Here is a 12600-nt window from a genome sequence, read left to right on the forward strand (position 1 = left end):
GTTCCGCAAAAGAATGCGGCCAGAAACCCGGGATAACGGAATCCTCGGAATAATCCTTGTTATCCCGAGTTCGGGATAAGAAGGATAAGGCGAGCGTCGAGAATACTGTCTCGCACGTCGCCACTTGGGTGATTGCGGGTTTGAGGCAGGAGCAGTTCACGTCCCTGGTGCAGTTGCGGGCCCGGATTCGGGAGCAGATCGATGCCTACAACCGGCAGCCGTTCCAGAAGCGGGAGGGCTCCCGGCTGAGCGTGTTTACAACCGAGGAGAAACCGCTGCTGCAACCGTTGCCGGCGGCGACTTTCGAGATCAGCACCTGGACCTATGGGCGCAAAGTAGGCCGGAACGGACACGTGGTCTGGGCAAAAAACTTCTACTCCGTCCCGTTCACACACATCGGCGCGCATGTTGATCTTCGCGTCACCGACACCATGGTGGAGATCTATCGGGGTGATGAGCGCCTGACCAGCCACCTGCTGCTGCCCCTGATGACCACGAACCAGTATCGGACGAACGAAGCCGACCTTCCCGAGGGACACAGCTGGCAAGCCTGGGACCGGGCCCGGATCGACGCCTGGGCGTTACGGCTGGGACCAGCGACCGGGAGCGTGATCGAGAAGATCTTCGAGTCTGTCCGCATCGAGGAAGCCGGCTACGACCCAGCCCTGGCGGTCCTGCGCCTGTCTCGTAAGTTCTCACCAGCCCGGGTCGAGGCCGCATGCCAGCTCGCGCTGCGCGGTCCGATACGATCGCCCCGCTATGCCCACCTGCGGCCAATCCTGGACACCGGGCAGGATAAAACCGGCCACGTCGGGGACCCTGATGACGACGATGGCGCCGGCTACGTGCGTGGCAGCTCCTACTACGCAGGAGGGACCCGATGAGCCGCCTGGACACGGAAACCAAACGCAAGCTGCGGGAGATGAACGCCGGTGAGCTGTTGGAAGCCATAGACACCCAAGACGAGACGCTGAGTATCAGCCTGCCGTTCGAAGATCGTCTCCGGCTGGTCGTCGATGACGCCTACGCCTCGTTCAATCATGCCAAAGTCACGGGCCTGATCCGGCGGGCCGGGCTGCGTTACCCGAACGCTGACCTGCGCCGCATCGACCTCCTCGACGAGCGAGGACTTGACCGGCCGCTGCTGAGCCAGCTCGGCACCTGCTCATTTGTTGCCCGGCAGCAGAACGTTGTCTTCCAAGGGTTCACCGGGTCAGGAAAGTCCTACTTGGGATGCGCGATTGCTAAACGCGCCTGCGAACACCGCATCCGCGCGCATTACGTCCGCATGCCCGACCTCGAGGAAGCCTGGGTCGCCGCCCAAGACACCCCAGGTGGATCCGGCAAGTTCCTGCGCAAGTATGCGTCATTCACCCTGCTCGTCATTGATGAGTGGCTGCTGGATCGACCCACGGAATCGATGCGCACCATGCTGCTGGAACTGATGGAACGCCGCTACGGGGAGACCTCCACAGTGTTCTGCACCCAATACACGCAGAAGGACTGGCACCAGCGACTCGGCTCCGGCGTTCACGCCGACGCGATCATGGACCGGATCATCCACAACACAATCTGGGTCGAAACAGGGACCTACAACATGCGCGAACACACAGCACTCGTAACCGCCTAGCAACCATCACGGAGAGCGCCAGTGGTGCCAGGCCACGCGACCGCTGGCGCTCTCCCGCACGAACCCCGGCGCTCAACCGCAAGAACAAGTGGCGCTCAAACCTTCAAATACTCACGCCGACCTCCTCCGGAACGGCCAGGCAGTGACTTTCACCGCCGTCGCCGCCCGCACAGGTCTGGGCCGGACCACCCTCTACCGGGACCCAATGATCCGGGCCATCATCGAGGAAAACCGTCACCGCGCCGCCGCCAGCGGCACCCTCGCCGGCCTCACCGACGAGATCGCCACGCTGCGCGCAGCACTCGATACGCTCGCCACCAGCGTGCGGCGCCACGAAGAACAACTCCGGAAACTAACTACCCGAAACAGCTGAACGCTTAACCGGCTAATCGCCGGGGTTCCGGGTCATTAGCCGGATAATGCGCGGACAACGCCGCGATGGAATCGTTCTTCTCGCTGCTGCAAAAGAACGTCCTGGACCGTCAGCGGTGGCTCAGGAGGCAGGATCTCCGGCTGGCCATCACGACTTGGATCGAGCGGACCTACCATCGCCGGCGACGGCAAAGACGGCTGGGCAAACTCACGCCGATCGAATATGAAACAATCAACCGGACCGCGCTCACAGCGGCCTAAGACCCCGAGCCAACAAAAGCCGGGGCAGTCCCACTCTAGCTTGTATCCAGTTCCGGCGAAGCAGGTTCTCCGCTAGGAAACAGCCAGTTTCGTCACTCTCTTTCCGGCCTGCCAAACCGAATAGGTCAGAGGCATGCCCGGACGATAGGCGAGGTGGGTAACGGACGGTGCATTCAGTAGATGAAGATCAGCCCGATGCCCAACGGCAATCGAGCCTACTGCCCTTTCGCCGTCCATATCCTTTCCGGAATCTCTTCTGAGGGCTAGGGCACCCCCGTAGGTCGCGGCGCGAACGGCTTCCTCCACGCTCAAACCCATCTGGAGCACTGCCGTCGCGACGCAGAAGGCCATCGAGCTCGTGTACGAGGTACCAGGGTTGCAGTTGGAGGCGAGGGCAACTGGCACCCCGGCATCGAGGAGACGACGAGCGGGGGCGAGCGGCTGCCGGGTTGAGAGATCGCAAGCCGGCAGACACGTTGCGACGGTTCCGCGAGACCCCTGACCGTCTATCCGGTCCCAATGTGCCCAGCTTCCCGCAAGAGCAGCGATGTCCCCCTCCGACAAATAGTTAACATGGTCAACGCTCGCGGCCCCGAATTCCACGGCAAGTTTCACCCCTGGCCCATAACCGAGCTGATTTCCATGGACACGCAGTCCGAGACCGGAATCCCTACATGACTGCAATATCAAGTGGGATTGAGATTCCGTAAATGCCCCTCGTTCGCAGAAAACGTCGGCCCATTTGGCGTGGGCCCGGACAGCGTCCAACATAGGTCCACAGACAATAGCCGTGTAATCATCAGCGCTGACGCCCTCCGGTACGAGGTGGGCGCCCAGGTAAGTGACTTCATCGGCAACCCTGGCGGCAATCCTCGCGATCCGTCCTTCCTGCCCGGCGTCTAACCCATACCCCGTCTTGATTTCCATATATGTGGTGCCCTGCGAGGTAGCCTCGTCTCTCCGGGCGAGGGCCAAGTTCTCCAGCTCTTCATCTGTCGCACTTCGTGTTGCGTCAGTTGTGACGGCAATTCCCCCGGCGCTGTAATCTTCTCTCGCCATCCTGGCCTCGAACTCTTTGGAACGGTCGCCGGCGAAAATCAGGTGCGTGTGGGAGTCCACCCAGCCAGGTAGCAACGCTCTTCCGCCCGCGTCCACCATCTGGTCCGCAGCTGGTGCCATAGACATGGGTCCGAGCCACGCGATCCGCTCACCTTCGAAAATGAGGGCAGCATTCTTTAGAACATTGCGGTCCAAGTCCTGAGTCATCAGTTCGCCGATATTGGTAAGGAGGGTACTCATAAAACCAATTCTTCTATGAGTACTTATTCGGTGGGGGAGTTGCTGTATTTTGCCGTCCGGCATCTCGGATCGCTGGCCAAGGTCGTTCAGCATCCTAGAATTGGCCTCACACTTTTGAAGCGAACCCGGAGGAAAAACTCTGAGCCGCAAATTTTGAACCTGTTTTCGCTAGCCGCCGGACGCTGCAATGAAAATTCCCGTATGCACCAAGTGTGCAAGATCCTTCTTACAAAGAGGAATGGGCTGGCTCTCATTCCATAGGTAATTACAGGGCGGCGATAGGAACCGTCCGTCCAGTCCTTCTTATACTCGCAGGGCATTGACCGATCGGGGAATGCGACGAAGGGCTCAATCGAGGACGGAGACTTGACTCCCGGGACGGAAGAAAAGGTCGCGCCGGCTATGTGCATGATGGCCGGCGCGACCAAGAGACTCCTAGGAGATCGTATGGAGGCTCAGATACTCAACGTGTAATTCCGTGCCGGGAGTGACCGTTTATCCGAGGCCAGGTCAGTGGTTTGCTGCCAGCGGGTCGTCCACCGGAGTTTGGGGGGCAGCCTGGACGTAAGACGGGTAGATCATTTCCGAGGGAGCATTGGAATTCCGCTTAGCAAGGAAGTAGAACATCACGGCCGTGACCAAGAGACCTACCAGCCAGGAGATGTCTGCGCCGCCTAACAGTTCAGTCATAGGCCCGGTGTAGAGCGTCTGGGCTAGGAAGGGGATCTGCACTACGATACCGACCGCGTATGAGGCCAGGGCGGTCTTGTTCCACCGCCCATAGCGGCCATTTGGGTCATACAACGCGGGGATGTCCATCTTTTCCTTGGATATCAGGTAGTAGTCGACCAGGTTGATTGAGCTCCATGGGATGAACACCATGAGGAGTAGCAGCACGAAGTTTTTGAAATTGGCGAGGAAGTCAGGAGACGCAAGGACTGCGACAAGCACAGAGACGCCTATGAAGCCACCCACGTACGCGAACTTCGTCCACACTGACACTGCAGATTTGCCGGTGAAGGCGGTGACGGAAGTCAGCATTGTCATGTACCCGCCGTATGCGTTGAGAGTGTTCACCGTCAACTTGCCGACCACGATGACGACGTAAATGACAAAAGCGATCAATCCGCCGCCACTGAGATCACCCAGGAATGCTACTTGGCCGTCAAGGAACTGCTTACCCTTGGGCAGAGCTAAGGCGGCAAAGAGAGCTCCCAAGGTCATTGAGGTCTGGGAACCGACTGTGGTGCCCAGATAGCAGGCGAGAAAGGTCTTTCGGGCAGGAGTGTTGGACGGGAGGTACCGGGAGTAGTCTGCGACATAGGGACCGTACGTCAGTTGCCATCCGGCGCTCAGAGAGATGGCTAGCAGGAACGTGGGAAATTCGAAACTTCCAGCTCCAAGCAGCGCACCCACATCTTGACTTGTAAACAAACGGAACCCCAAGTACATAAAGCCCAGGAGCCCCAGCACAGTGGCGGTGCGCCCAAGCATATGAATGTACTTATACCCCAAAGTTGCCACTAGGAGGGTCAGAGCCCCAAAAATTGCCATACCAAGAATCGGAGTGCCCGTTTGCAGGATTTGATCTACAGCCTGACCCGCCAAAACCGTTCCGGTGGCAGCAAAGCCAAGACACATGATGACAACGAGGCCCAAAGGAATGACGGCTCCAAGCACCCCAAATTGCGCTCTGCTGGAGATCATCTGGGGAAGTCCCAGCTTGGGTCCCTGGGCTGCATGGAGTGCCATAACAGCTCCGCCGAGCAGATTACCAATGAGAAGGCCGATGATCGCCCACAAGGCATCGGCGCCAAACAGCACGGCAAGGGCGCCATCAACGATGGCTGTTATTTGCATGTTGGCTCCGAACCAGAGCGTGAACTGGTGCTTCGGCGAACCATGGCGTTCTTGTTCCGGGATGAAGTCGATCGAGCGGCGCTCCACGCGACCCTCGGCTGCTCCCGATCCTCGACTGGAAAGCATACTTTTCCTCACATTTACATAGAACTTGGCGTCCCCCAACTTGAATCAATATGAGCATGTGGGGTGAGCTGCATCACGATGTTGTCCGCAGTTTACGTCCGCGATCTCGGACGATAGGGGGAAAAGCGCAGCCAAGACCTAGCCACTGAGCATTCGGATACCCCTGAAAACCTGCCAGTGACTGCAGGCAGGTGACCCAGCGGCGGACCATAGCTTGCACAAAAGCCGTGTGATCGTCCTGAGCCAAGCAGAGACTCTGCTGCACGCGGAGGAAGTAGCCGACATATTTTCCGGCTGGTCCCGACGACTATTCAGATATCAGTGGGCTTGCGGCACGCTATGTGCGCAACCATAGCAACCCGCTCCAGAAGGTGATTTTCCCTCCGGGCCTGATGAAAAACTCGAAAAAACCTAAAGGCGCTCCCTATGCACGGATCGATCATGAGGAGCAACCAAAGCAGCATCTCATTCAATCGACCGGACGTACTTGCCCATTCCCCGTCCCGGTCGATGATGCTTGAGTGAAGGGGGATTCCGTTGCAGTGTGCGCAGTGTCGCCGAGGTGGTCTCCGAGGTTCCCACCTTCCCCCCACACAATGAACCAGATGGCGCGGGTCCTTTGGGAACTGCAGTTCCAAAATCTATGTGGGATCGTTGAATCAAAGTGTATTGAGTCGCCAGCCCGGAGCTGTGCCTGGTCAAAGCCGAGTTGCACGGTAAGCTCACCTTCAAGCACCAAGCCATACTCGTGCCCCAGATGACGAAGCAATCCAGCATCGTCTTCGGGCGCATCACTGGGGTCATAGATGATCTCCAGGAATTCAGCATCCTTCAAGGGCGCTGAGGTTAGCCGTTGCCACTTTTTCCCGTCCGGCAGAGTAATCATCGGTCGATTGCCGTATCGCTGGACAATGCCTGCAGCATCGAGCCCACTTTCACGATGGACGTTTCCGGGAAGGCCGGCCGACGTTGCCTTCGTTGTGGACCTGTCCTCGAAGAGGCTATCCATTGAAAGATGCAGTTCGCCGACGACCGCATAGAGGACGGGAACGCTTAAGGAAGCCAGTCCACGCTCCACTTGGGAGAGGTGACTGGCCGATACGCCAACTCTTTTCGCCAACTCGCGAAGGCTGAGGCGCAAGTCTTTTCTGGCCGCTCGCAACCGTCCGCCCACATGCACCCACTCGGCACTGTTGTTACCCTCGGTCATACGCTCCCTGCCCCTGAAATGTGTACCTAGCTGCACAAAAACCAAATGAGTGTGTTGTGAATTAAACAGTATCCGTGGATACAGGGAAGCCTCATGCAACTGAGGCGATCGCGCCCAGCAGACTGAGCAGCGCTATCAACCCTTAAAACCGAAGCTTACAAGGCTTCCACCTTCGGGTTCCCGAAGTTCAGCTTCCGAACTGCGACGACAAGAGAGCCTGAAACGCTTGGGCGATACACGTCACCCCACAACGTCCCGCAGCAATAAGACCAGCTGACCTTGTCAGGTATTACTAAGCAGCCTGACCACGGCGCCACTTTATCCGTTCCACCGAGACTAATAGGCCGTGCTGACCGCAGTCAGCAATGTCGAACCGTGCACGGCTGTGTACAATATTTCAACTGGAGGTGTACATTTTACTGAAACTGATGTTAGTGTAATCACAGCAACTTGGAGACCCGGACGGCACAGTGCAGGGTCATGTTCCCGTTGTCAGTTGGACTCAATGAAGAGTTAGGAAGTGAGTGGCAAACACCCGTTTGCTCGGGTTGGACGCGGTCAATTCCGCATTGAGCAGTTCTGCTGCCGAAGCCTAGCCAGCTGGGCGGACTCTTCAGAAGGAGCGCCTCCGCACCGAGATTCGCCGATTGGCACCAATTCGTCCGGAGGACGCCAATCCGAGGGCCCTGCTCGCCAACATCATCTAGACAGATCTTTTCCAAGGAGACGCAATGATCAAACCAGGTGAATATGTCCGTAACGCGTGGTATGTCGTGGCATGGTCGGAAGAAATCACCCAGGACAAGCCTTTAGCCCGCGACATCCTTGGGGATCCAATCGTAATGTTCAGGGCGGCGAACGGGGAAGCCGTTGTCATGGCTGATCGCTGCGCACACCGTGGCTTTCCTCTGTCGTCGGGACGAACTACCGAGAGAGGCATTCAGTGCGGGTATCACGGCTTCGAATATGACGCTAAGGGCGCATGTGCTCGAGTGCCGGGTCAGTGGCGCATTCCGCCTGGGGGCAAGCAGCGGATTTATCCGTCAGTCGAAGCTCACCGATGGGTGTGGGCGTGGTTCGGCGATCCTGAACTTGCCGATCCGGCAAATGTGCCTGACACGCATTGGATGGATGACCCGGCATGGGATCGCGTGACCCATACAAGGCTCTTTGAAGCCGAAGCTGGCTTGCTCCACGACAATCTGCTCGATCTTACGCACGAGTCGTTCCTTCATGCGTCGACCATTGGGGACGACGCCGTCTTCGAAAACGGTGTAACGATAGAGGTAGATGAAGCAGTCGTTAGCGTAGATCGTTTTATGCCGGACTGCTTCCCTTCCCCCTTGTTCGCCAAAGTCACCAATGCCACCGTCGTCGACCGCTGGCACACCACCGAATTCCAACTTCCGGCGGTTCATATCATCCACTCCGGTGTTGTGGAACCAGGGGGGCGCCGCGAGGATGGTTACCGGTTTGAAGTCCTTAACGCGATTACCCCGGCGAGAGAAGGAAAGACCTGGTACTTCTACGCATTTTGCCGGAATTTCGAAGTGGGCAACGAGGAAATAAATGCCGTTCTCACTGAGAGCCAGAGCACGGTTCTCAATGAAGATGCAGATGCGCTGGCTCTTCAACAGCAGAGTCTCGTCAGGGGCGATAAGGACGTCGAAGACGTCCTTATCGCCCAGGATGCAGGCGTCGCTATGGCGCGCCGGGTGATGGAACAAATGCTTCTACTTGAGCGCAGTCCCCGGGAGAAGTCCGAGCGAAGGGAGACTGTACGGTGATGGTAATTTTGCGCTCAAGCGCAATCGCACTCAATGTCCAAGCTCAGGGAATATGCAAAGTCGCCGCCGCTCCAGACAACGGCCGCCTCAACGAGCCATGGCAGTGGCGACTTAGTCTCGAGGAAGGGCAGTTACCGCTAGAGCGTCCAGGAGCGCGTGTAGACATTCCCGTGAACGGTACCGACAGCAAGGGTGTCCTAAGGCTAGAGGTCGACCCCGATGCCGTAACCGGGACGATAGAGTCAGAAACCATTAGTGTGCCGGTCAATGTAAGCAGGGCGGAGGGCGAACTTGTCGTCGTTTACGTGCACACAGGAGAGCTTGCATTTGGAGATCACTCACTAGGTCAAGGTGACGCAGCCATTCTTTCGGGGGCCGAACACTACGATGTGGCGACAAAACCGCTTGATAGAGAGGCGGGTATCGCGCTTGTGCGCTTGGCGTCCCTTACCGGCACGGGGCTGGTGTGGATCCCGTGACGAAAGAAATCTACACGGCAGGAATCTATGCAGAGCGTGACATGATGCTTACCGTCTCGGCGGTAGAAGCGATAGCCGAAGGGGTGGTTGCTATTGATTTGGTGCGCTCAGATAAAGGGCCCATGCCGCCCTGGCAGCCTGGTGCTCATTTAGAGATTGATGTTCCGGAAATCGGGGTTCGTCATTACTCCCTGTGCGGCGACCCCAAAGATCGTCGCAGCTGGAGGATCGCAATTCGTCTAAGCGATACCAGTACAGCTCAAGCATCATTGTTTTTCCACAAAAAAACATGTGTAGGTGACGAGTTCCATGTTTTTGGGCCCAGGAATAACTTTCCATTTGCGCTGCCTGACCTCGGCCGAAGTGTGCACTTCATAGCAGGAGGAATTGGAATTACCGCAATATTCCCCATGGTGGTTGCGGCTGCAGATGCAGGTGCGGACTGGTCACTTACGTATTATGGCCGATCCCTCGAATCGATGGCGTTTCACGACCGCTTGTCGGGATATGGCGACAAGGTTCGCTTCATTCCACACGGTTCTCGGGCAGGCGTATCCGTGGACTCCATACTTAGTTCCACGTCCCCAGGGAGTCTCACGTATACATGTGGGCCTGCAGCGCTTATTTCAGACGTCGCAGAGGTAAGCTCCCGTCGCGGGTTGCTCCACAAGAGCGAACTATTTAGTTACTCCGGTGAGAACGGCCAGCGGGATGATGATCGCCCATTCAAGCTAGTTTGCAGGGCAAGTTCCCGGACAGTAGATGTAGCGGCGTCGGAGACCATTGTTGAAGCACTGGAGAAGTCTGGCACGCCCACGCGCACTTCCTGCCGGATCGGAATATGCGGGACATGCGAAACCCGCGTCTTGGCCGGAACTCCGGATCATCGTGATTCTCTCCTCAGTGAAGAGGAACGAAGCCGCGGCGAGTCGATGATGATTTGCGTGGGTCGTGCCATAGGGGACGAACTCGTTCTGGATATCTAGGCTCAGACGCGGCCACTTAAACTTACGCACCAACTGCCCTTATGCGGCATGCTCTTAATTACGGCCAGCTCTCAATAAGGGCAGGATCTAGGAAGAAAATTCAGGATGACAAATATTAATCTTATTGAAGCTCGCTCGATTGTTTCCGTTGCGGAGGCCAAAGCAATAGAAATTGGGCAGCCGATGAATATCGCGGTTGTTGACGCCGGGGGAAACTTGGTAACTCACGTGCGGATGGATGACGCTTGGATCGGAAGTATTGACATTGCCATCAACAAGGCCTTCACAGCAAGAGCCTTCAACCTGCCAACCCAAGATCTGAGCAACAATTCACAGCCAGGACAGCAGTTTTACGGGATCCATGCCAGCAATGACGGCCGAATCATGATCTTTGCCGGCGGGATTCCCATCACTCGAGATGGCCGCGTCATCGGAGCCATCGGGGTGAGTGGTGGGTCAGGAGACCACGACCAGCAGGTGGCAGAGGCAGGTGCTTCCGCCTTGGTCCGGAACTTGTGCTCGGTATGAGCGCGACTGACGAGTAGGCCGGCGAATCATACCTGTAAAACGAGACCTGGATGCCGCGATTACGTCGGCTTGGACCACTAATCCTGTCCGGTTGCCATTAATTGTGTTCCGGGTCTCACTCAAGTCAGTTTTTCGCAAATTGCCCCCTGTCACCGTAGGTAGGCACCGATAGATGGCAATCAACACAGAACTGAGAAGGATGCATTGTGGTAATTCGGCGAACAGGGAAGTGCTCGCTTGAAGTCTCGGCCTCTTCGCCGGAAAATCTTCAAAAATTACTTTCAAAGGCCGAAGCGGCTCTTATTCGTATTGCCCTGGACCTGGGTAATAGGGGAATTGTCGTGACCCGCCACAGCCCAAGTAAATACACTCTTGAGCTCACCGAGAAAGTGCCATTTGGAGAAACCCGCGAGCAGATAGCGGTCGCCCATGACGTCAATGGGCTTGGGAAGGTTCTACTTGAACACCCTGTCTGCGCCTAGTAAATGCTACCGAGTAAGCGCTGAAAAAGGCTGCTGTCTCCACTGCCAGTGGGCAGAAAAAGCGCAGATGGCACCGAAATCAAGGCTTAGTAAGGAGAATACATGGATGCCTTAGCAGAAGAGGGAACAATCACGGTACGCACGGATGAAAAGGAGGTAGCCCGGAATCTATTGCTGATTCAGAGTGAGCTGGCTAGAACCGCGGCTGGCATTGACATCGCTCAACTGGCCACCTTGGTGGCCAGGCTCACCCAGGCCGACCGGGTGTTCACGGCGGGTGCCGGACGCAGCGGGCTGGTGCTGCGGATGGCCGCCATGCGCCTGATGCATCTGGGACTTGTCGTGCACGTGGCAGGGGACACCACCACACCCGCCATCAGGAAGGGCGACCTGCTCCTGGTGGCATCCGGCTCAGGTAGTACAGCAGGCGTGGTCAAAGCCGCGGAGACAGCCGCTAAAGCAGAGGCGCAGGTTGCCGCCTTCACCGCCAATCCGGGTTCTCCCCTTGCCGGTCTGGCGGACGCCATCGTGGTGCTTCCTGCGCAGCAAAAGACGGACCACGGCTCCGGCGTCTCGCGCCAGTACTCGGACAGCTTGTTCGAACAGGTGCTGTTCGTAGCCACCGAGGCAATCTTCCAATGTCTCTGGGACAGCGCTGATGTCCCCGCCGAGCAGCTCTGGCTGCGGCACGCCAACCTCGAATAACCAGCATTCCCCTACGAACCCCAAGAAAGAAAGCAGAAAAATGAAACTTCAGGTTGCCATAGACTTGCTCACGATCGAAGACGCTCTCGAGCTGGCCGGCAAGGTCGCTGAGTACGTGGACATCATCGAACTGGGCACCCCGCTGATCAAGGCCGAAGGGCTTTCCGCCCTCACCGCCGTGAAGAAAGCCCACCCGGACAAGCTCGTTTTTGCCGATATGAAAACCATGGATGCCGGCGAGCTCGAGGCGGACATCGCGTTCAAGGCCGGCGCCGACTTGGTCACCGTGCTCGGCTCCGCTGACGACTCCACGATCGCAGGCGCTGTTAAGGCCGCCAAGGCGCACGGTAGGGGTGTCGTTGTCGACCTCATCGGTGTTGCGGACAAGGTCACCCGTGCCAAAGAAGTCCGGGCCTTGGGCGCGAAGTTTGTCGAGATGCACGCCGGGTTGGACGAGCAGGCAAAACCTGGCTTCGACCTGAACGGACTCCTCCGCGCGGGCGAAGAAGCACAGGTGCCCTTCTCCGTAGCAGGCGGCGTGAACGCCAGCACCATCGCAGCCGTCCAGGCAGCGGGAGCTGACGTTGCGGTCGCCGGGGGCGCCATCTATGGTGCGTCCGACCCCGCGATGGCCGCCAAGGAACTTCGGGCCGCGATCAGCTGACCGTTCCACCCCCCCCATACCCCCTCGCAACGGGACAACGGCTCCACCTGTTCAAGGTGGAGCCGTTGTTGTGTCACCCACTGTCGGGTCGGCGACCCTCCCAGCGCCGCAGAACAGGATCTTTCCATGCTCGACACCTTGCCAGAGGCCCGTCCAAACCTGCGGCGCCGCGGGCGTAATCCGTTGCGTGACCCGCGTGATCGTCGTTTGA

13 protein-coding genes and 1 pseudogene are annotated in these 12600 nt (G+C 57.8%); 11 read left to right on the forward strand and 3 right to left on the reverse strand.

Annotation, left to right across the window (positions count from 1 at the left end; all coding sequences use genetic code 11):
• Positions 1–140 precede the first annotated feature (140 nt).
• The 4 genes and pseudogenes from ACYSM9_RS21215 to ACYSM9_RS21230 all read left to right on the forward strand — a co-directional run.
• Entirely contained in the window at positions 141–884 is a 744-nt protein-coding gene (locus tag ACYSM9_RS21215) for a Mu transposase domain-containing protein (protein ID WP_461858927.1), read from the forward strand.
• The gene (locus ACYSM9_RS21220; RefSeq protein WP_461858928.1) at positions 881–1630 is read left to right on the forward strand and encodes an ATP-binding protein; all 750 of its coding nucleotides are present in this window, start codon (positions 881–883) and stop codon (positions 1628–1630) included. The genes ACYSM9_RS21215 and ACYSM9_RS21220 overlap by 4 nt, the downstream gene beginning before the upstream one ends.
• Before the next feature lie 88 nt (positions 1631–1718).
• Entirely contained in the window at positions 1719–2003 is a 285-nt protein-coding gene (locus ACYSM9_RS21225; protein ID WP_461858929.1) for a DUF6262 family protein, read from the forward strand.
• A 47-nt stretch (positions 2004–2050) separates the two neighbouring features.
• Positions 2051–2263: pseudogene (locus ACYSM9_RS21230) on the forward strand (IS3 family transposase); the annotation flags it as partial.
• A gap of 72 nt (positions 2264–2335) precedes the next feature.
• Here ACYSM9_RS21230 and ACYSM9_RS21235 read toward each other — a convergent pair.
• From ACYSM9_RS21235 to ACYSM9_RS21245, 3 genes are all read right to left on the reverse strand, one after another.
• On the reverse strand, positions 2336–3562 hold the full coding sequence (locus ACYSM9_RS21235; RefSeq protein ID WP_461858930.1) for an amidohydrolase family protein: 1227 nt from the start codon (positions 3560–3562) through the stop codon (positions 2336–2338).
• 510 nt (positions 3563–4072) lie between these two features.
• Positions 4073–5548: a purine-cytosine permease family protein gene (locus ACYSM9_RS21240; protein ID WP_461858931.1), complete on the reverse strand. Its 1476-nt coding sequence runs from the start codon at positions 5546–5548 to the stop codon at positions 4073–4075.
• Between the two features lie 469 nt (positions 5549–6017).
• The gene (locus ACYSM9_RS21245; RefSeq protein ID WP_461858932.1) at positions 6018–6758 is read right to left on the reverse strand and encodes a helix-turn-helix domain-containing protein; all 741 of its coding nucleotides are present in this window, start codon (positions 6756–6758) and stop codon (positions 6018–6020) included.
• Between the two features lie 731 nt (positions 6759–7489).
• Between ACYSM9_RS21245 and ACYSM9_RS21250 the strand changes: the two genes are divergently transcribed.
• The 7 genes from ACYSM9_RS21250 to hxlA all read left to right on the forward strand — a co-directional run bounded on the left by ACYSM9_RS21250 (position 7490) and on the right by hxlA (position 12389).
• A complete protein-coding gene (locus ACYSM9_RS21250; RefSeq protein ID WP_461858933.1) occupies positions 7490–8545 on the forward strand; it encodes a Rieske 2Fe-2S domain-containing protein in 1056 nt (351 codons plus the stop codon).
• 170 nt (positions 8546–8715) lie between these two features.
• Positions 8716–9024 carry a hypothetical protein gene (locus ACYSM9_RS21255; protein ID WP_461858934.1) on the forward strand — a complete coding sequence of 103 codons (309 nt, stop codon included), beginning with the start codon at positions 8716–8718 and terminating at the stop codon, positions 9022–9024.
• Complete coding sequence (locus tag ACYSM9_RS21260) at positions 9021–10010, forward strand: PDR/VanB family oxidoreductase (protein ID WP_461858935.1); 990 nt, start codon at positions 9021–9023, stop codon at positions 10008–10010. Before ACYSM9_RS21255 ends, ACYSM9_RS21260 begins: the two co-directional genes overlap by 4 nt.
• Positions 10011–10115: 105 nt before the next feature.
• Entirely contained in the window at positions 10116–10538 is a 423-nt protein-coding gene (locus ACYSM9_RS21265) for a GlcG/HbpS family heme-binding protein (protein ID WP_461858936.1), read from the forward strand.
• 206 nt (positions 10539–10744) lie between these two features.
• Positions 10745–11020: a hypothetical protein gene (locus ACYSM9_RS21270; RefSeq protein WP_461858937.1), complete on the forward strand. Its 276-nt coding sequence runs from the start codon at positions 10745–10747 to the stop codon at positions 11018–11020.
• Between the two features lie 102 nt (positions 11021–11122).
• Positions 11123–11725: a 6-phospho-3-hexuloisomerase gene (gene hxlB, locus ACYSM9_RS21275; RefSeq protein WP_461858938.1), complete on the forward strand. Its 603-nt coding sequence runs from the start codon at positions 11123–11125 to the stop codon at positions 11723–11725.
• Between the two features lie 40 nt (positions 11726–11765).
• Positions 11766–12389: a 3-hexulose-6-phosphate synthase gene (gene hxlA, locus ACYSM9_RS21280; RefSeq protein ID WP_461858939.1), complete on the forward strand. Its 624-nt coding sequence runs from the start codon at positions 11766–11768 to the stop codon at positions 12387–12389.
• The last annotated feature ends 211 nt before the right edge of the window (positions 12390–12600 follow it).

The organism is Arthrobacter sp. C152 (assembly GCF_054890965.1).

Coding starts and splice junctions, on each gene's coding strand:
- ACYSM9_RS21220 (WP_461858928.1), top strand. CDS start 881: ATGAGCCGCCTGGACACGGAAACCAAACGCAAGCTGCGGGAGATGAAC.
- ACYSM9_RS21235 (WP_461858930.1), bottom strand. CDS start 3,562: ATGAGTACCCTCCTTACCAATATCGGCGAACTGATGACTCAGGACTTG.
- ACYSM9_RS21240 (WP_461858931.1), bottom strand. CDS start 5,548: ATGCTTTCCAGTCGAGGATCGGGAGCAGCCGAGGGTCGCGTGGAGCGC.
- ACYSM9_RS21245 (WP_461858932.1), bottom strand. CDS start 6,758: ATGACCGAGGGTAACAACAGTGCCGAGTGGGTGCATGTGGGCGGACGG.
- ACYSM9_RS21250 (WP_461858933.1), top strand. CDS start 7,490: ATGATCAAACCAGGTGAATATGTCCGTAACGCGTGGTATGTCGTGGCA.
- ACYSM9_RS21265 (WP_461858936.1), top strand. CDS start 10,116: ATGACAAATATTAATCTTATTGAAGCTCGCTCGATTGTTTCCGTTGCG.
- hxlB (WP_461858938.1), top strand. CDS start 11,123: ATGGATGCCTTAGCAGAAGAGGGAACAATCACGGTACGCACGGATGAA.
- hxlA (WP_461858939.1), top strand. CDS start 11,766: ATGAAACTTCAGGTTGCCATAGACTTGCTCACGATCGAAGACGCTCTC.